Origin of the sequence: Exiguobacterium sp. s80, assembly GCF_018618725.1 — a bacterium.
Taxonomy (GTDB): Bacteria; Bacillota; Bacilli; order Exiguobacteriales; family Exiguobacteriaceae; genus Exiguobacterium_A; species Exiguobacterium_A oxidotolerans.
In genome coordinates this window covers 120,934-140,625 of record NZ_JACSMP010000005.1, presented here as the reverse complement: position 1 = coordinate 140,625, position 19,692 = coordinate 120,934, and the positions used below count along the sequence as shown (strand labels likewise).

Below are 19,692 nucleotides of genomic sequence, written 5' to 3'. Positions count from 1 at the left end.
ACTCGAGGAAGGCAACGGAAAAGGAAGAGGATTCGTATTGTTATCTGTACACACTAAAAAACCCTTCTCGCACAGGCGAGAAGGGTTTTTCGTTACGCTTTACGTTCTTTTTTGATCTTTTTGAAGAAGAATAACTCATAGACGACAGGTACGATGATTAACGTTAAGAGTGTTGAAGTCGTTAAACCACCGATAACCGTCAACGCAAGACCTTTTGAAATCAGCGTTCCGGACGAAGTCGTCAGAGCAAGTGGAACGAGCGCCATAATTGTTGCGAATGCCGTCATCAAGATTGGACGGAGACGTGTTTTACCAGCTTCGATGAGCGATTCACGAATTGGTAATCCACGGGTGACATTTTGTCCGATACGATCGACGAGAACGATTGCGTTCGTCGTTACAATACCGATCAACATTAAGAATCCGATCATGACACTGACGGACAATGGTTCGTTCGCTAAGAAGAGTGTGACGAGTGAACCGATTGGTACGAAAATGAGCGATGACAAGATGATGAATGGGATACGCGCCTTGCCGAACGTAATCAGCATCGTCAAGTAGACGAGACCAATCGCAACGACGATTGCGATTCCGAGTGACTGGAAGATTTCGACCGTATCATCATTACCGCCACCACTGGTGAGAGATACACCATCGGGTAACTCAATTTTCTCGACATCTGCTTTAACGTCACTCGAAACCGTTTGGACGTTATCGCCTTTCACTTGTCCTGAGACACGTGCGTAGACTTTTCCATCGAGTTTCTGAACCGATGTGAACGTATCGACCGCTTTGACTGTAGCGACATCTTTTAAAGGAACAGGACCTGTCGCTGAGAACAATTGAACATCTTCAAGATCTTCACGTGATGTTAACTCTTTTGCATAAGACAATTGAACGTCTTGTTCCTTATCGTCGAGTGTCAACGTGCCGACCGTGACCGGTTTCGTTTGGTCATTGACGGTACCGAGAATTTGGAAACCAGAGAGACCGAGGTCGCTTGCTTTCTCTGTATCAATTTCAACGAGGAATTGCTTTTGTTTTTCACTAAAGTTATTTGTAACATATTTTAAATCACTGTTTTCTTTCATATTGTCTTCGACTAATTTTGCTGCTGTTTGGAGCGCTTCGAGATCATTCGAGAATAAATCGATGTCCACGTTATTGTTCGAAGGAGGACCACCAGTCGAAAGTTCGGCGATGCTGATTTTAGCATCAACATCGTCTGCGGCTGCAATCTCATCCATTTGTGATTCAAGTGACTTGATTGTTTTTTCGACATCAGCATCTGCTTTTAAGTTAAGGAAGTAACTTGCCTTATTATCGAGACGAAGACCTGTCGTGAAGTCACGCGCTCCGACAGACGTCGTCACATCGTCAATCGCTTCTTCATCGTCAAACATCTCTTCCATCTTCAGTGAGACGTCACTTGTTTTTTCAAGTGATGTCGCAGCCGGAAGCTCAAGCGATGCTGTCAATGTTTTAGAAGCTTCATTCGGAATAAACGTAAAGCCAAGTTGCGGTACGATGGCGAGTGATCCACCGAGGAGTAAGAAAGAGACAATCAAGATAATCGCTTTATGGGATAATGATTTTTCAATCAATGTCCCGTACCAGCGTTGGAGGACGCCTTCTTTTTCTTCCGCCGGAACCTTTTTGAATGCAAACTTCGCTAAAATCGGAACAATCGTAATCGCGACGAGCAATGAAGCGAGTAGCGAGAAGATGATGGTTAAAGCGAATGGTAAGAAGAACTTACCAGTAATTCCACCAACGAATCCGATGGGTAAGAACACGACAACGGTCGTTAATGTCGATGAAGTAATCGCTTTTAAGATTTCCTTCGTCGACTGTTCGATGACTTCATTAGTCATCCCTTGTTCTGACTTGCGGACCCTTCGGAAAATATTCTCGATGACGACGATACTGTCATCGACGACCCGACCGACTGCTACAGCCATCCCACCAAGGGTCATGATGTTCAGTGAAATGTCCTGCCAGTTCAAGAAGATCGCAGCAATCAATAGTGAAAGTGGAATCGAGACGATTGCGATGATGGTCGCACGAATATTACGTAAGAACAGAAGTACGGCAATCGACGCGAATAGAGCACCGAGAAGTCCTTCTTTGACGAGTGTCGAAACGGACTCTTCGATATCTTTTGCTGAATCAATCCCGATTGTATAATCGATTTGATCCTCATATTTGTTGAGAATTTTTGTGACTTGATCGGCAATTTCTACCGTGTTGGCATCTTGTTTTTTTGTGATTGCCATCGAGAGTGAATCTTTTAAGTTATAACGCGTTTTTTCGCTCTGTTTTGAGACAGATTCAATGTCCGCAATATCTTTTAAACGAATCGGTTCTGCTGGTTCTTGAGGTGCCTCCTGACCAGTTGCTTCAGTTGGTGCACCTGTTCCTCCGGTAGCACCAGTAGATGGTTCTGTTGGAGCAGCTGCGGTACCGATGGACGATGTTAATTGTAGATTTTTGATTTTGTCGAGATTTTCAAGTTTTTCTTCGACACGAATTGGAATCTTGGAATCACCTTCCGCAAGTTGTCCAGATGGGAAGGAGACGTATTTGGCATTGATTTGATCTTTAATACTTGAGAGCGACAGACCGGCTGCTGTTGCCTTCTTTTTATCAACGGTAATTTGGACGAGGTCATCTTTGTAACCACCGACCGAAACGCTGTTGATACCTGGGATTTTGTTCAATTCTGGCTCAATTTGATCTTTTAATAGTGATTCAATGTCTTCTCCGTCTTTGCTAAAGAAGGAGATATTATAGATGGGGAACGAACCAAAGGAGAAGCGGTTTAATTTAGTACTTGCTTCTTCAGGTAAGTTTGCATCCTGGATCGCCGCATCGATTTGTTGCTCGACTTGGTCCATGTCGGTATCAAACGGGAATTCAATATTGATAATCCCGATGCTTTCGTACGCAGAACTCGAAATTTTTGTTGATCCCTCAATCCCTTTGAGAGCGGTTTCGAGTTTTGAGACGACTTGTTGATCGACATCCTCAGGGGATGCACCAGGATAAACGGCTTCAACTGAAATTTGCGGGAATTCGATTTCAGGAAACTGGTCGACCTTGAGTTGGGTAAATGAATAGACCCCGCCTAACACTAAAAGAATAGCGATGATAAATACAGCGACAGAGTTTTTTAAGCTAAAACGTGTTAAAAAGTTCAAAAGATGTCCCTCCTTTATTTTTGTATGTGCTTAATTACATACTAGACGACGGTTTAAAGGGCTGCAACTTTAAAACGGTTTAATTTTTATGAAAAAGTTAGAAAAAACACTTTACACTTTTCGATATGCTGATATAATAAAGACATACCCAGCAACACGATATCATGATTCTGTAGCTCAGCTGGGAGAGCGCTACCTTGACAGGGTAGAGGTCGCTGGTTCGAGCCCAGTCAGAATCATACCGAAAACTCGTTCATCTTTTGATGAGCGAGTTTTTTTTGTCGTTAAAAAAGCTATTCCCTTAATTGAACGGGAATAGCTTATACTTTATTGGATTTCAAGGTGGAGATCGCCAACTTTTGTCCAACCGAACAATGTTGTCGCCCGGTAGAAGACGAATGTGAGGACGCCGGGTAAGAGAATGCCTGTAACAACGAAGACGGCGAACGCGTTAAACCCTTGATTGACGAAAATATTGAGTGGCGCAATCATCGAGTTCAATCCAAGTCCAGCTAACTCATATGGAACTTTTAATGACAACACGAGTGTTGCGACCGGCGCTGAGATCATAGCTGCTAAAAACGGTGCGGCTACAATTCGCGGATTCTTGACGATATTCGGAAACTGAACTTTTGGTGTCACGAAGAACGAGGCAATCAAACCGCCGGGATCGGTTTGGCGATAGGCCATCAAAGTAAAACCGACGAATTGTGCGGAACAGCCGATAAGCGCAGCGGCACTTGCGACGGGATCAAGCTGAAGCGCAATGGCGAGTGCTGCAGATGAAGCAGGAGACATTAAAATTACGCTAAAGATGAGTGCGATGACGAGTGAAGTCGCGATTGGCGATGTTTCGACAGAAGATGTGACCATTGCACTGAATTTTGTAAGTAAGGGTGTCGTTACGGCAGCAGCACCAAGACCAGTGATGCCTCCTGCAAGTACGGCACACATTGGAATCACCATCATGTCGAACTTCGTTTTGCCTGTCATTCGTTTTCCGACATAAACAGCGACGGCTGCAGCAATCAACGCACTGATCGGTTGACCGGGAATTAAGACGAGACCGGCTTCAGTCGGCTGGAGGGCAGCACCACCGATTGTTGCCGCAATCATTGCGCTGAAGAGAACGAGCGTATTACCACCAAGTTGATAGGCGATGCCGGCACCGAGCGCCGGGGCAAGTAAAACTTTTGCGATGCCGCCAATCGTCAGTAACACTTCGATATGTAATAAGTTTCCGAACGTCTCAATCAATAAGCCCACGCCAAGTGTAACGAGCACTGCATTCGCCATCCCGGCTGATACCTTTACCATTCGATCCATCGCATAATCCTTCACTCTTCTTCATCCTCTCTATTTTTCCATTAAAAAAACCTATCCGTTAACTGGATAGGCGCCATGAATAGTGCGGGCGCCTCATTCGATGCATCGAAAGGAGGGCCCAAAAATCGATTCCGGAAAATCTCGGAAAAGTTTTCAGTCCCTCGTGCATAGAATAATCAGTCGGCCCGCAATTTGTGGAAGGTACATCGTGTCGTGCTCCTCTCGCTTGAATTTTTCTAAGCCTAACATGCATTAAATGAATAATCAATATTTTCTGACAATTTATTTTTCAGTTCACTTTCAGCTTAAAAGAGGAAAGGAAGAAGAAACGTTAGTAAACCTGGAATGGAGGCGGTTACATGAAATTTGCACTTATTACAGATATTCACGGCAATGCGTCAGCGTTAAAAGCAGTCCTTGACACAATCAATCAAGATCCAGATATTGAGACGATTTATTGCCTCGGTGATTTGGTCGGAATCGGTGCCGAGACGAATGAAGTGATTGACTTGATTCGAAGTGATAGAAAAATTCGGACAATCAGTGGAAACCATGATGAAAATGTCTTGTCATTATTGAATGGGGAACGGTATCCGGACAGTTATCTTCATGCGAAAGCACATCACAGTTGGGTTGCGAATCAATTAACGGCAGAAAATCGAGTTTTTTTAGGGCGACTGCCGCGGACCATCTCAAAAGTAGTTGAATCACGGCGTATCCTGTTCACGCATTATGCCTATCGGGACGTGCGGGCAATGATTGGAGAAGAACCGCTTCGTCCGACGGTTGATGGTAATAAAGAAACACTTCCGCAGTTATTTGCTGATACGAGTGCCACCCTGATTTGTTTTGGGCATCACCATCCGCGACAGTTCGTTCAAGTAAACGGAACGACATATGTGAATCCGGGAGCGTTAGGGTGCCAACCGGAGGCAATCGCACCATTTGCGGTCGTGTCAGGAGATAGTGAGAACTGGGACGTAGAATTTATGGATGTACCGTATGATGACGCGGCGTACCTCGAATCATTTAATGCGTCAGACATGCCGTCAAAAGAGTTGTTACGGAAATTGTTTTTAGGGGGAAGAAGTTGAAGTCGATAGATAAAAGAGAGGGCGCCGAGAAAGACGACGCCGCTTTGACTTACGAAATAAAAAATCTTACGATGTACGCAATGATGAGGATGAAGAAGAGGACGAGCCCGATATTTCGTTTGAGGCGGTTGCGTTTCCAATGAAAGATTAGTGACAGGATCGGGGCAAGCAGAAAGCCTGCAAACAGTGCGACTAGCGTCAAGATGAAAAACAGAAAGTCCGACGAGTTGCTGCTTGCCGTATAGGATTTCCACATATCAATCAGTGAAATGATGACGTAGACAAGCAGAACCAAGAGATAAAGCGGGAGAAGCATATACGATTGCATACAGGGTAACACTCCATTCAAGCAAGATAGTTTAAGTATACGATTAAACTCAAAATAAAGGGGTTCTGTAAAAGGAAATCATTGATTCATTTCGAATCAAACGAAGAGAGACAAGAATAGGTGGGAGTGGGTGAAGAAGCTGTATCAAAATGTTTTCTTGTTCAGGACGATGAAAAAGACATACCATTTAGTCAAACGGCATGCCAGTAAGAAAGCGGTACTAGACAAAAAAGAATGACTCTTCCTTAACAGGAGAAGTCATTCTTTTTGGTTACAGTAGCTTGAGCATGGCTTGACTGATGATTTTTAGGTCAAGCTCATCGCCGATCAATGGCCATTCGGCAATCAAAGCGATATACGTTCGAAACAGTAGAAACGCTGTTACATCAATCGGGATTCCAGAGGAACTGACATCTAGCTCGAGGCGTGTTTCGAGTAAGTTTTTAATATAGTCAACAACATGTTTTTCAATGCGGGTCCGTAACTCTTGCATCTCTTGTAGTTTTAAGTTGTGCGTCTCTTCTGTAATTTTTAAGATGAATAAATGTTGCTGCTGATGATTAACGATTGCATCGATCATCGCCTGTTTATTGGCTTCCACGCTTGCACCTTCGACGTAAGCATTCTCAGCTTCCGTTCGCATCTCTTGTAACACGAAGGTTACAAGAGATTCAAACAAATCAAGCTTACTTTCGAACAGCTGATAAACAGTTGGTTTTCCAACATGGGCCCGCTTTGCAACTCGTTCAATCGTCGTTCCTTTATAACCGAGTTCAGAGAAACAATTCATTGCCGCGTTTAGGATGACTTGTTCTTTTTCATGCTGCGTCATGTGATTTTCTCGCTTTCGTCGAAAGCAAAACACGTTTAGCGCTTAAAGCACCTACGAAGACAAGGACTAGCGCTCCGACTAGAATCAATCCAAGGACTAGACTGTTAGAAGCAAGAGCATCTGTGACACCGAGTCCAAGTGCTTCACGGAACCCACTGACTGAATACGTCATCGGTAGGAACGGGTGAATATACTGGAAGAAGCTTGGTGTCATTTCGACTGGGAACGTACCGCCACTACCACCGATTTGAAGGAGTAATAGCAGGAACGCTGCGAATTGTCCAACGCGGCCAAATAACATCGTCAAAGCGAATAGCAAGGTAATGAACGTCATCCCGGTCAAGGCGGCGAAGCCATAGAGGGCAGGGACACTCGCGACAGTCGAATCGAGGACGTAAACGATAGCGGTCGCGGCGGCAACCCCTTGCAATGCACCGATTGGTAAAATCAAAGAAAGTTTACCGACGAGGAAGCGCCATGATAACGTCTCTCCGTGTGCTGGACGAATCTGGTAGACCGAAGAGAACATCAACGCACCAGCGAATAACGCGATACTTAAGATATAAGCAGACAGTCCGGAACCGTAGTTGCTAACGGTCGAGTAGTCATGTTCTTTTAATACGACAGGCTCAGCGAGCATGTTGTCACGATCGTTTGATGGTTTGACTGTTGCGTCTTTTGCACCTTTACCGAGTTCATCAGTGAGTGTTTTTGCTCCGTCAGCCAGTTTAGAGTTACCATCTGCTAAGCGCGAAGCACCATCTGTCAATTGACCGGCCCCAGATGAAAGTGCTACCGCACCGTCTGTCAGTTGACCGAGTCCTGAGTTCAAACTTCCCATTGCCGTACTGGCATCGTTTGTCCCGGTCGCAATTTTTTGAGCACCGGCAGTTAACTGTGTACTACCGTCAGCTGCTTTATGAACACCATCTGTATACGTCGTTAATCCTTGATTAAAATCAGTTTGACCTTGCTCTAAGTCTTTTGCACCTGAAAGCAGTTTGTTTTGACCTTGCTCCAAGTCTTTTGCACCTGAAAGTAATTTTACTAGACCACCGTCAAGTTGCGAGACGGCGGATGCGATGTTTTGTCCACCGACTGCTAACTGATTAATTTTATCTGTCGCATCGTTGGCAGCGGCAAGACTAGCATCGAGAGCCGTTTCTTGTTGCGCGAGACTCTGAACATTTTGTTCCATCGTCGCAATCGATTCAAGTAACGTACGTTTTTCTTCTTCCGATAAATTCTCAGAAGAAGAAATGACCCCCTTGATTGTTGCGACGTTAGCTTCAATTGCTTCACGCCGAGCACTTAAATCTTGTTTTAAAGCTGCAGCGGCACTGTTCAAGTTTGTAATCGTCGCATCCACTTCCTGTGCTTTTTCATTCAGTTGATTGAGTCCGGCATTGAATTTCGGAAGATTGCTATCTAACTCTGATGCACCAGCAGAAGCACTCTCAATACCTTGACGCAGTTGAGTTGATCCGGCAGAAGCCGATTCAAGACCTTGACGAAGTTGAGTAGAACCAGCTTGCAGGTCAGTTGATCCTTTAATGAGTTTACCGCTATTGTCATCCAGCTGGTTCAGACCACTCGATAACTCACCAGATTTCTCAGCGAGCGTCTGAGCACCATCGTTAAGTGTGTTGAGACCTGTCGAGAGTTGAGACGAACCATCCGCTGCCTTTGCTAAGTTCGTTGACAAGTCGTTTGTACCATCTGTCAGTTTGCCGAGATTCGTCGTAAGCGTTTTGGCACCGTCTGTCGTTTTGTTGGCACCATCTTCAAGCTTCGACGAACCTTCTGAGGCATCTTCAAGACCTTGCGCAATTTTTTTTAGCGCTCCAAAGATGGCGCTACTATATTGCTTCGTTACGGATTTTCGAATTTTTTCATTTAACTGTTTAGCGGCATTACTTGAAATCTGTGTCCCTGAGTAGTTCTTAGCAGGGTTCAAGTAATACTCGAGTTCAATTTTTTTAGGATGTTCATCGAGTAAAGTTGTCGCATTCTTTGAAAAGTTTTTTGGAATGACGACCGTCATATAGATATCCCCGGAACGTAACTGTTTTTCGGCTTCTTTACTTGAAAGAAACTGCCAATCAAAGTCATCGTTCTTTTTTAATTTTTTGATGAATTGATCCCCGATATCAATTTTTTCACCTTCATACTTGATCGTCTTGTCTTCATTTACGATGGCCACTTTAATCTCTTCTGTCTGACCGTACGGGTCCCAGAATGCAGATAGGAAAATGGAATTGTAAAGAAAGGGAACAAGAATGATTGCCAAGATGACAATCACCATCATCGGGCTTTTTAATTTTTTCCATTCTGAGCGAAACATGAATATAAATCCCCTTTTGAAAACTTAAAACTTATTTGAGTTTTCGGTTTTGATGAGATTTACTTTACTCTCTTTCAGAATAGAAAGCAATTCATTTAATCAAATCTTTACTATTTTGTAATGACTGATTGTGATTGATTTTAAAAGAGATAGTATTTAATGTAGGAAAAAATGAGACGTGCTTCAAAAAACGAGCGTCTTTAAGGAATCAAGAGGATTTTGCCTGTACTTTTTCGACTCTCAAGATAATCATGGGCACGTGCTCCCTCAGCGAGTGGGAATGAAGTTGGATCAGATACATGGAGCTGATTTGAAATCACCCAACTGAACAGCTCACCCGCCCGTCGAATCCGCTCTTCACGTGATGTGAGAACATTCCACAAATCACCGCCTGTAAGTGTTTTTGATGTATCCATTAAAAAGCGGGGGTCGACTGCGACGGGATCTCCACCGGCCATTCCGTAAAACACGACGGTTCCTCTTACTTTTGTGACGTCAAAACTGTTCATTAATGTTGTACCAATGGATTCATAGACGACATCGAAACCACGATTATTCGTTACTGTCAGAATTTGCTCAACCCAGTCGTCCGAATAAAGAAAAACTTCTTCGCAACCATTTTCTTTTGCGATGAGTGCTTTTTCTTCGGAAGAGGTCAGCCCGATTGGAACGGCTCCATGCGAATGAACGATTTGAGTCAGCAGTTGTCCGACACCTCCAGCTGCTGCGTGAATCAAAACAAGATCGCGTGGTTGAATCGCGTAGCTGTCACGTGTCAGGTAATGGGCTGTCAATCCTTGTAGGAGCAGGGAAGCACCGACTTCAAAGGAAATCTCGTCAGGGAGCGGCAACCTGTTCTGCGTTCGCATTCGGTACATCGGCAAAGGCAACACGCTGACCGACGTTAAGTCCGGAAACGTCTTCCCCGATCTGAGTGATGATACCAGCACCCTCATATCCTAAAATGTAGGGAGCGGCTCCTTCTAAGTGATAATTACCTTTTCTGCGATAGATGTCAGCGAAATTAAGACCGATTGCCTTCATTTCGATTAAAACCTCATGAGATTGAATAACGGGAGTTGGAGCTTCTTGATATGTGAGGACGGAGGAATCTCCGAATGAACTGAACGTAAGAGCTTTCATCTGAAACACATCCTTTTAGTAGTAATGGATTTAACTATAGATCATCTAAACTGATATAAGTGCAGGAATGCGTTAAAATGAAAAAAAGAGGGTGAAGTATTATGAAAAAAGTTATGCTTGGTGGCATTCATTTCTATCAAAAAGTGATTTCTCCGATGAAGCCGGCGACATGTCGCTTTTATCCGACGTGCTCGCATTACGGAAAAGAAGCGATTGAACAGCATGGTGCCATGAAAGGTGGATACTTGACGACACGTCGCCTGTTACGTTGCCAACCGTTCCACCCGGGTGGACTCGACTTTGTTCCGGAAACGTTTAGTTGGAAAGCACCGCTGCAGCGAGAGAATCCAAAAGAACGAGAGAATGATGAAGAAACGGTTGATTGAGAGCGGTCTCTGATTTTACATGCGAACGGTTGAGATGGATGATTCATACAAGTAAAAAGACCTAATTTCCTTTTAGGAATTAGGGCTTTTTTGATGAAATAAGGTATTTGGAATTTACAACTTTCCGGTTAAGAATTGTGCCTCGCCCATTCCGAAACTCCAGTCAGCGGCATCGTTTTCAACAATTGACACCATCAAGTCACTTGGTGCGAGACCGCAGTTTGCTTCAAGTCGTTCCGCGAGTAAGCGATAGAGTTTTTGTTTTTTCTCCTGTGTCCGCGATTTACTCGTGACACTAATCAAAACAAGGTTTCGTGTCCGTTCGAAACCGAGTCCTGTATCTTGAATAATCATCTCGTGTTCTTTATGCGTGTGAACGATTTGGTAACGATCGCGTTCCGGTACATCAAAAGCTTCGACCATCGCATCATGCGCTGTATCGAGGAGCACCTTTAACTCTTCTTCATTTCGTCCTTCAATCACATCAAAACGTAATAGTGGCATTAGTAACACTCCTTTTAAATAGTATGTAAAAAAAATGCGGGCAATGCCCGCATTTTTTTTATTTTATTCGAAGAATGGTTTGTATTGGCGACGTTCGTGCATGACAGATACCCATTGAACCGTTGAGAACTCTTCGAGTACCCATTCACCGTTGAAACGACCAAGACCTGAGTCTTTTTCGCCACCGAACGGCATATGTGGTTCATCGTTGACCGACTGATCATTGATGTGAATCATTCCTGTTTCAACTTGAAGCGCAAATTCAGTCGCGCGTTCGATTGAAGAACCATGAACGGCACCGCTTAAACCATATGGAAGTGAGTTTGCGAGTTCAAGCGCATGTTCGTCATCTTTAAACGGGATGATGACTGCGACAGGTCCGAAGATTTCGTTTTTAGCGAGTGGCATATCGTTCGTTACACCAGTCACGACCGTTGGTGCGATGACATTCCCGTTTGCTTCACCACCGACACGAACTGTAGCACCTGCAGCTTTTGTTTTTTCGATATCTTCCATAATACGATCGACTTGTGATTGATTAATCAATGGACCGACTTGTGTACGGTCTTTTGATGGATCGCCGAACTGTAGTTCTTTAACACGAGCAATGTATTTTTCAACGAATTCATCGTGAATCGAATCTGCGACAAGAATTCGGTTCGTTGACATACAAATCTGACCTTGGTGGTAGAATTTGCTGTAGACAGCAGATTCGACGGCACGATCGAGATCAGCATCGTCAAGAACGACGAAGACATTGTTACCACCGAGTTCCAATGCAGTTTTCTTCAGGTGTTTCCCAGCAAGTTCACCGATATGGCGACCAACTTCAGTAGAACCTGTGAATGAGATTAAACGTGGAACTGGGTGTTCAACGATTGAATCGCCGATTTCAGAACCGCGACCGACGATGACGTTCAAGACACCTTTTGGAAGACCGGCTTTTTCAAACAGGCTTGCGAAGATTAACCCACCTGAGACGGGTGTATCAGTCGCTGGTTTGACGACGACTGCATTCCCGATTGCGATTGCCGTTGCGATCGAGCGGACCGCTAAGTGGAACGGGAAGTTCCAAGGGCTGATGACGCCGATAACGCCGAGTGCTTTGCGGTAGATGCGATTTTCTTTGCCTGGTACGACAGATGGGCGAATTTCACCATGCATCCGAAGTGGGAACGTTGCTGCTTCTTTAACGATTAAAACGGAAGCAAGGAATTCACCTTCAGCTTTAATTCGTGTACTACCTGATTCTTTAATTAACCAATCGATGATGGTTTCTTTTTCTTCGTACATGACTTTCAAGAACTGTTCAATCAATCCTTGGCGTTTAAGAGCCGGTGTTTTTGCCCACTCTTTTTGAGCGATTTTCGCTGCTTGATAAGCTTCGTCCAAATCGTCATTGTTTGCAGCTGAAATTTCAAATAGTGTTTCCCCTGTGAAAGGATTCGTATTTTCCATGTTGCTGTCACTTGCGCCTTTGCGCCACTGACCATCGATGAAGATTTTTGTGAAATCAGTTTTCAGAACGTTCTCGTTTGTCTGTTGCATGACTTTTCATCTCCAATTCTTTTTGATAACAATTAAGTTATTCACGTTATGAAAAGAAGTAAAACACAATCTGACACTTTCACAAAATAAAGTGACTCAGCTTTTATTGAAAAAGAAGAATGATAAAGGTTTCACTAAATGAAGAAACAGGAATTAAAAAATATAGCAATATATCAAGAATGGAGTTGGGTTGATGAAGCGATTGAAGCTGATTTATCAAGAGACAAACTGGTGGTGGCCCTTGTTATATGGGGTAGGTGGTGCCTTGTTGACGGCATGTGTCCTCGCGACTGATTTATATTTAAAAAACTACTTTCCGGACGATTGGAAAACAACGCTCGATTTAGGAAGAACGATTCATAGTTCTGTCTTCGCTGGTTTGTTGACGATGATGACGTTTACCTTCTCGACGATCTTAGTCGTCTTGACGACCTATTCATCACAGTTCTCACCACGAACATTACCGAACTTCATCGAAAATCGACAAGTTCAACATATTTTCGGAATCTTTATCGGGGCAGTTACGTATTCGATTACGATGTTGTTTTTCGTTCGTCCTTCTTTACGAGGAAGTGTCGTTGCTTCTGCCGTTGCTGTTCTCGTCGTCTTAATTTCAATCATTGCTTTCGTTGCTTTCATCCATATCGTTAGCCAATCGATTCGTGTGACGACATTACTGGATCGTTTGCACCGGGAAGGCAGTCAATTAATCGAGGAACAAATTGATAATTTGAAAGCGGAAAAACATCATTTTATTTCTGATGGTTATGATTCGCTACAATATCCAATCGTCGCATCAGAGTCTGGTTACTTGCAATTGCTTGATTACAGTGCATTGGCGAAAGAAGGAATGAATATTCAAGTCGATGTCACGATTGGGAGTTACGTGACAAAAGGACAAGCGATTGGTACTGCAAACGAAGAAGGTGTGGAATCCGGAATCATCATTGGACCAACACGTTCTTCCGTGCAAGATTTTACGTTTGTCATCCAAAAGTTATCTGAAGTCGGTTTACGCGCAATTTCTCCGGGGATTAACGACCCGAATACGGCGCGACACGCGCTTCGACAAATCGGTGACCTGCTACGCAATTTTGCGATGCTTCCGGATGGCAGTCTGTTAATCGGCGGCGAAGGCTCTGTCATCGTTAAACGCGTTACTTTCTCGGAATTACTATACGAGACGTTTTATCAACTGCGACACTACGGACAAGAAGATATTTCTGTGCTTGCAACGATGCTAGAGTCACTCGAGAGCGCGAAACGAAATGCTTTGTCCGAACATCGGGCAACAATTCAGACGTTTATCCCGTTTGTTTGTTCAGAATTGGATTGGTCTTCTCTGAATGACTGGGATCGTGTGCATCTAGAAAAGGTCTTAGAAAAAGCGCTTGCTTGAAACTTAATTCGTGTCTTGTACGTAAATTAGGAGGAGAGAACAAAGAAAGTGGGAGATATGTATGACGATTTTACTTTGGATTCTGATTGCGGTCTGTTTCATAGCTAGTTTTGTAGGACTTGTTTATCCAATCATTCCAAGTGCACCGTTACTCATCATCGGTTTTTTGATATATGGATTTGGTTTCGGGTTTACCGAGTTAACGATTAGTTTTTGGCTCATTCAGTCGGTATTTATCATTTTATTATTCACGCTTGACTATTTAGTAAGTTCTTACACAGTCGATCGGCGTGGTGGGTCACGTGCGGCTAAAATTGCAACGACAGTCGGATTGATTGCAGGACCGTTCATTATTCCTGGTGTGGGTCTGTTGATTTTCCCGTTTGTTTTCGCAATCTTAACAGAAAAAATCATCAGTAAAAAGACGTGGAATGAATCAATGGCGATTGGTATCGGAACGGTTTTAGGCATTTTATCAAGTGCATTATTAAAAGGGATTGCCATGCTCTTAATGATTGTCGTCTTTATGTTGTACATTGTTTGACCTAAAAGCAAAGGTTGCTTCAAGTACACATTTAGTGTAAGTTCCGTTATAGTATGAATATGAAAAAGAGGAGAAGCTTATTTTTATAAAAGCTTCTTTTTTACGCAAAAGCTCAAGCTGAGCTTAATTAAATGGAGGTGAATCCCCTTCTCTTGGGGAAACGATTGGACAGTACACATGCAATGGAGACATTCGACACAACAACGATTATTATCAGGCTTCTCATTATTGGATTATTAATTGTTTTGACAGCATTTTTTGTAGCGGCAGAGTTCTCGGTCGTGAAAATGCGGATGTCTCGAATCGATCAATTGATTACAGAGGGCAATAAAACAGCGGTCATCGCCAAAAAATTATTGGAAAACCTCGATTATTATTTATCAGCGTGTCAATTAGGGATTACGGTGACAGCACTTGGTCTAGGGTGGCTAGGAGAGTCGACAGTAGGTGCAATCCTGGAAATGCTCTTCGTAGAGATTGCGTTACCCGATTCAATTTCTACGATTGTTTCGTTTGTCTTAGCCTTTTCAATCGTCACATTCCTTCATGTTGTGTTAGGTGAATTAGCACCAAAATCGTTAGCAATCCAAAAAACAGAAGCGATTACGATGTTGCTTGCACCACCCCTTTATTGGTTTGGTCAAGTGATGAAGCCGTTCATCTGGATTTTAAATGGATCAGCACGAGTCTTTTTGCGCTTGTTCGGTGTAGAGCCGGCAGGGCATGAAGAAGCACACTCGGAAGAAGAGATTAAAATCATCATGACACAAAGTTATAAGAGTGGTGAAATCAACCAGACTGAACTGTCTTACATGCAGAACATTTTTTCTTTTGACGAACGGATCGCAAAAGACATCATGTTGCCGCGAACAGATTTGATTACCATCTCCAATGATGCGTCGATGGATGAAATCATCGCACTTGTCGAAGAATATCAATTCACACGCTATCCGGTTGCAGAGGAAGGGGACAAGGATAAAATCCTCGGTTTCATCAATGCGAAGCAACTGTTCACCGATCATATGGCGAATAAAGGGAAGGCGTTAAGTTATTACGTGCATAATTTGCCGATTGTTTCAGAGTATTCTCCTTTACAAGATGCGATGTTGAAAATGCAAGTCGAACGAACACCAATGGCGTTAGTCATCGATGAGTATGGTGGTACTGCCGGCGTCATCACGATGGAAGACATACTAGAAGAAATTGTCGGTGAGATTCGTGATGAATTCGATAAAGATGAGAAGGCCGACATCGAACAAATTCATGAGCGACTGTATCGAATTTCTGGACGTGTCCTAATCGATGACTTGAACGAACGGTTTAACCTCGGAATCGAGGAAGAAGATATCGATACAATCGGCGGTTGGGTGATGGCGCAAGATACGGAAGTGTCGAGCGGTCAAGAGTTCCGTTATGAAGACTATACGGTCAAAGTGATGGAAGTCGATAATCACCAAGTAAAATCGATTTATCTACAACTCCCTGAAAAAGAATCCACTACACCAACTGAAGAAGAAATTATGTAAAACAAGGCGCCCACAGGGTGACCTTGTTTTTTTTCTTGATAAAAGGCGTAGAGAATTTGTTTATACTCGGGCAGTCAGTGGTATTACTGTTTATGTGGCAAAAAAAGTTACTCAAACCAGAGGAAAAGGGGTTCTATTTCATGACTAAAACAATTCTTACTTCACGCGCGGCGGCAGTAGGGGGCCGTGATGGAAAAGTCTCTTCTGACGATAACGTCATTAATTTAGATTTAGTAATGCCTGGTACAAAAGGTAAAGAAGATATTCCGACATCAAACCCAGAGCAACTATTCGCAGCAGGATACGCGGCATGTTTCGATGGTGCATATAACTTAATGGCACGCCAAGCAAAAAAACGTGTCGAAACACGGACGAACTCGGAAGTGAGTCTTTTACAAGACGAAGCAGATAACGGCGTTAAAATCGCAGCTAAACTTGTTGTAGAAGTCGTCGGCGTCTCGCAAGACGAAGCAGAAGAATTACTTGAAAAAGCGCACGGTTTCTGCCCGTACTCTAAAGCGACACGCGGGAATATTGATGTTGATCTATCGGTAAAAGTGGTAGAAGCATTAAGCGAATAAAAACTATTCTTTTTTACGGGAGGAATCAGTATGCCAAAAGAAACTGACCGTCCAAACGAAAAGTTAGAAGATGAGCGAGAGCGTTTAACTGAACAAGAACGCAAACTGTCATCCGAGCAACAAGAGGAAATTCTTGAAGGAAAGAACGCTATGCCGGATGATCCGATTTCACCTCGCGATCGTGGACAAGATAAGTAATATAGACATTGGGGGATGATTTTAATGGGTAAAAAAGTAGCAGTCGTACTCGCGGACCATTTCGAAGATGTCGAGTTCACAGGACCAGTCGACGCATTAAAAGGGGCAGGTCATGAAGTGACAGTCATCGGTTCAGAAAAAGGTGCAGAACTCGTTGGTAAACAAGAAGATGCAAAAGTCTCTGTTGATGTCACGATTGATCAAACATCACCGGCAGACTATGATGCGCTGTTGATTCCGGGTGGATTTTCACCAGATTTATTACGTGAAGACGAACGTTTTGTCTCTTTCGTAGAAGAGTTCGATATGTCGAAGAAACCAGTCTTCGCGATTTGTCATGGTCCACAATTAATGATTAACGCTAAAATTGTTAAGGGGCGCAAGATGACAGGGTATAAATCAATCCGAATCGATTTGGAAAATGCTGGGGTTGATTTCGAAGATACTGAAGTCGTCGTCGATGATAACTTCGTCTCGAGTCGTCAACCAGATGATATTCCGGCGTTCAACCGTGAAATGTTAGCGAAGCTCGCATAAGTTCATGCAAAACAAATCCCCTTCACAGGTCGTGTAGGGGATTTGTTTTTGCGTTAAGCGTTTGGGTAATCGCAAAGCTCAGTGATGACCCCATGTGAATGCCTCGGATTCATGTAAATCAAACGACGGCCAAAAGGCGTTGACCGGTACGTATCTTCGAGGAACGTAAGTCCCTGTTCTTTTGCATCGAGAATCGCTTGATCTAAATCGTCAACGCGGTAAGCGATGTGATGTACCCCTTTACCACGTTGTTTTAAGAAACGAGCGATTGGGCTGTCAGCGCTTGTTGGTGTCAGTAGTTCAATGTGTGCATCTTCAAATTCAATGACAGCGATATTCGATGCCACGCCTGGAGCGGGGTTTGAATATTCACGGACTAATTTCCCTCCTAAAATTGTTGTATAAAAAGTAATGGCTTCTTGCATATCACGGACGGCAATTCCAGTATGATCAAGTTTCACTATAATTCCTCCCTTACACCACTAGTGTGCCAAAACTTCCCTCAAGGTGCAACGCGCAGGTATTTTCACTAAAGGAGCTTCATCGTATTACATAATTAACCAATAAACTTATACAAAATGAAATCTCACTGAAATATAATAGAGGCAAAATGAATGCTATAATCAAAAACGTTCTTATAAAATTTAAACATTAAAATGAAATTTAAATAAAGCATACTTTTGACTACAATAAAATTATAGAGAAAAAGAGGGAATACTACATGAAAAAAACGTTTACGTCGCTCATCGTTTCCGCACTTGTCCTTTCATCAACTCCTTATTTTGCATCAGCAGATGATTTAAGTGAACAAAAAGCTAAAAACGAACAAAAGCAACAAGAAAACCAAAATACACAAAAAAAGCTTGAGTCTTCTGTGAATCACGAAGGTGAGAAAATTTCGAAGACACAACAAGAAGTGAATCGTTTAGACGAAGCATTGAATGAAAAAATGTTTGCCGTCGAAGCAAAAGATCGTCAAATCAAGGCGACAGAAGCTGAAATCGTTGAACTCGGTAAGCAAATCGAAAAATATAAAGCCAAGCTGAAACGTCAAGAAGAATTGCTCGGCGATCGTTTACGTGTCATGCAAGAAAATGATGGTAATTCGATTAAATGGGAAGAAGTCATCTTTGGTTCGAAAGATGTCGGAGATCTCGTCAGCCGTGTGCTAGCGGGGAAATCCATCTCACAACAAGATGATAAGATGATTACGGATTACCAGAACACGCAAAAGAAATTAGCGAATGCCCAAGCAGAACTTAAAGATAAAAAAGCAAAGCTTGTGACAGAGAAAAAAGAATTAAAGCGTCAACAGGCAGAGCTCGAACAACAAATCAGTGAACGAAACAAACGCATTAAAGAACTTAAGAAGCAAAAAAAGAAATTTGAGACACAGTTGATGGACGCGAAAGAAGTTCAACAAATCTTGATTGCGCAAGAAAAAGCAATCGCGGCAGAAAAAGCGGCACGTGAACGTGAAGCACGGATTGAAAAAGAGCGCAAAGCACAAGAAGCACGAGAAGCAAAAGCCCGTGCTGAAGCTCAAGCAGCACAAGCAGCAGCCGATCAGGCAGCGGCAGAAAAGGCAGCAGTTGAGCAAGCTGCAGCAGAAAAAGCGGCAGCCGAGCAAGCTGCAAAACAAGCAGCGCGTCAAAAAGCAACAACGAATTCAACAAAACAATCAACGCCGACACCAGCGCCTGTAACACCAAAACCAGCACCAGTAGCACCGAATCCAGCTCCGGCTCCAGCTGCATCTTCAGCATTGTTCATTCATCCGACAAGTGGTGCGACTACACAAGGATACGGCTCAGCAAGTGGTGAAAATGGGTATGGATTCCATAATGGAATCGACTTTGGTGCACCGGTTGGAACACCAATTGTCGCAGCAGCAACAGGAACTGTCATTACGGCTTCTAGTAGTGGTCCTTACGGAAATCACATCATGATTGCTCACCAATTGAACGGAAAAACGTATACGACGGTTTACGCGCACATGAGTTCATTGAATGCGCGTGCAGGACAACGTGTCAGCCAGGGACAACAAATCGGTGCACTTGGTAGCACGGGTAACTCGACTGGACCACACCTACACTTCGAAATTCATGTCGGTGGGTATATCTACAGCGGAACAGGCCCTGCAAATAGTGTTAATCCTATGTCAATGTTATAAAATCGTAAAAGAACCTCTACATTGTAGAG

Annotated in this window: 17 protein-coding genes, 1 tRNA gene and 1 pseudogene; 10 read left to right on the top strand and 9 right to left on the bottom strand. The window is 43.4% G+C overall.

All coding sequences use genetic code 11. From position 1 onward, the window contains the following. Positions 1 to 92: 92 nt before the first annotated feature. Positions 93 to 3,200: an efflux RND transporter permease subunit gene (locus KNP94_RS10930; protein ID WP_214766707.1), complete on the bottom strand. Its 3,108-nt coding sequence runs from the start codon at positions 3,198 to 3,200 to the stop codon at positions 93 to 95. Positions 3,201 to 3,366: 166 nt separating this feature from the next. Between KNP94_RS10930 and KNP94_RS10925 the strand changes: the two genes are divergently transcribed. Next, positions 3,367 to 3,439, top strand: a tRNA-Val gene (locus KNP94_RS10925). Between the two features lie 88 nt (positions 3,440 to 3,527). Here KNP94_RS10925 and KNP94_RS10920 read toward each other — a convergent pair. Next, complete coding sequence (locus KNP94_RS10920; protein WP_088838424.1) at positions 3,528 to 4,526, bottom strand: PTS sugar transporter subunit IIC; 999 nt, start codon at positions 4,524 to 4,526, stop codon at positions 3,528 to 3,530. 359 nt (positions 4,527 to 4,885) lie between these two features. Between KNP94_RS10920 and KNP94_RS10915 the strand changes: the two genes are divergently transcribed. Further along, complete coding sequence (locus KNP94_RS10915) at positions 4,886 to 5,620, top strand: metallophosphoesterase family protein (protein WP_215115641.1); 735 nt, start codon at positions 4,886 to 4,888, stop codon at positions 5,618 to 5,620. Positions 5,621 to 5,669: 49 nt separating this feature from the next. Here the strand turns inward: KNP94_RS10915 and KNP94_RS10910 are convergent, their stop codons facing one another. The 4 genes and pseudogenes from KNP94_RS10910 to KNP94_RS10895 form a co-directional block, all read right to left on the bottom strand. Next, complete coding sequence (locus tag KNP94_RS10910) at positions 5,670 to 5,948, bottom strand: hypothetical protein (RefSeq protein WP_215115640.1); 279 nt, start codon at positions 5,946 to 5,948, stop codon at positions 5,670 to 5,672. 271 nt (positions 5,949 to 6,219) lie between these two features. After that, positions 6,220 to 6,780 (bottom strand): TetR/AcrR family transcriptional regulator, encoded by a 561-nt coding sequence (locus KNP94_RS10905; protein ID WP_215115639.1) that lies wholly within the window; start codon positions 6,778 to 6,780, stop codon positions 6,220 to 6,222. Further along, positions 6,767 to 9,124: a YhgE/Pip domain-containing protein gene (locus tag KNP94_RS10900; protein ID WP_215115638.1), complete on the bottom strand. Its 2,358-nt coding sequence runs from the start codon at positions 9,122 to 9,124 to the stop codon at positions 6,767 to 6,769. Before KNP94_RS10900 ends, KNP94_RS10905 begins: the two co-directional genes overlap by 14 nt. 200 nt (positions 9,125 to 9,324) lie before the next feature. Next, a pseudogene (locus KNP94_RS10895) lies at positions 9,325 to 10,267 on the bottom strand (quinone oxidoreductase family protein). A gap of 101 nt (positions 10,268 to 10,368) precedes the next feature. Between KNP94_RS10895 and yidD the strand changes: the two are divergent. Beyond that, positions 10,369 to 10,653, top strand: coding sequence for a membrane protein insertion efficiency factor YidD (gene yidD, locus KNP94_RS10890; protein WP_088836338.1), 285 nt, complete (start codon positions 10,369 to 10,371; stop codon positions 10,651 to 10,653). A gap of 114 nt (positions 10,654 to 10,767) precedes the next feature. On the opposite strand, the gene KNP94_RS10885 is transcribed toward yidD, so the two are convergent. Next, positions 10,768 to 11,157 (bottom strand): tautomerase family protein, encoded by a 390-nt coding sequence (locus KNP94_RS10885; protein ID WP_088836339.1) that lies wholly within the window; start codon positions 11,155 to 11,157, stop codon positions 10,768 to 10,770. A gap of 63 nt (positions 11,158 to 11,220) precedes the next feature. Further along, positions 11,221 to 12,705: an aldehyde dehydrogenase family protein gene (locus KNP94_RS10880; protein ID WP_215115637.1), complete on the bottom strand. Its 1,485-nt coding sequence runs from the start codon at positions 12,703 to 12,705 to the stop codon at positions 11,221 to 11,223. A gap of 193 nt (positions 12,706 to 12,898) precedes the next feature. Between KNP94_RS10880 and KNP94_RS10875 the strand changes: the two genes are divergently transcribed. The 6 genes from KNP94_RS10875 (at position 12,899) to KNP94_RS10850 (ending at position 17,490) form a co-directional block, all read left to right on the top strand. After that, positions 12,899 to 14,104, top strand: a complete 1,206-nt coding sequence (locus KNP94_RS10875; RefSeq protein ID WP_215115636.1) for a DUF2254 domain-containing protein — start codon at positions 12,899 to 12,901, stop codon at positions 14,102 to 14,104. 61 nt (positions 14,105 to 14,165) lie between these two features. Next, on the top strand, positions 14,166 to 14,648 hold the full coding sequence (locus KNP94_RS10870) for a DUF456 domain-containing protein (protein WP_088836342.1): 483 nt from the start codon (positions 14,166 to 14,168) through the stop codon (positions 14,646 to 14,648). Positions 14,649 to 14,830: 182 nt separating this feature from the next. Beyond that, positions 14,831 to 16,174: a hemolysin family protein gene (locus KNP94_RS10865; RefSeq protein ID WP_088838425.1), complete on the top strand. Its 1,344-nt coding sequence runs from the start codon at positions 14,831 to 14,833 to the stop codon at positions 16,172 to 16,174. 140 nt (positions 16,175 to 16,314) lie between these two features. After that, positions 16,315 to 16,755: an organic hydroperoxide resistance protein gene (locus tag KNP94_RS10860; RefSeq protein WP_215115635.1), complete on the top strand. Its 441-nt coding sequence runs from the start codon at positions 16,315 to 16,317 to the stop codon at positions 16,753 to 16,755. A 30-nt stretch (positions 16,756 to 16,785) separates the two neighbouring features. Continuing rightward, positions 16,786 to 16,953, top strand: a complete 168-nt coding sequence (locus tag KNP94_RS10855; RefSeq protein ID WP_204251418.1) for a hypothetical protein — start codon at positions 16,786 to 16,788, stop codon at positions 16,951 to 16,953. A 24-nt stretch (positions 16,954 to 16,977) separates the two neighbouring features. Continuing rightward, on the top strand, positions 16,978 to 17,490 hold the full coding sequence (locus tag KNP94_RS10850; protein WP_088836344.1) for a type 1 glutamine amidotransferase domain-containing protein: 513 nt from the start codon (positions 16,978 to 16,980) through the stop codon (positions 17,488 to 17,490). Positions 17,491 to 17,543: 53 nt separating this feature from the next. Here the strand turns inward: KNP94_RS10850 and KNP94_RS10845 are convergent, their stop codons facing one another. Beyond that, entirely contained in the window at positions 17,544 to 17,951 is a 408-nt protein-coding gene (locus tag KNP94_RS10845) for a VOC family protein (protein WP_029332666.1), read from the bottom strand. A 260-nt stretch (positions 17,952 to 18,211) separates the two neighbouring features. Between KNP94_RS10845 and KNP94_RS10840 the strand changes: the two genes are divergently transcribed. Then, positions 18,212 to 19,663, top strand: a complete 1,452-nt coding sequence (locus tag KNP94_RS10840) for a murein hydrolase activator EnvC family protein (RefSeq protein ID WP_215115634.1) — start codon at positions 18,212 to 18,214, stop codon at positions 19,661 to 19,663. The last annotated feature ends 29 nt before the right edge of the window (positions 19,664 to 19,692 follow it).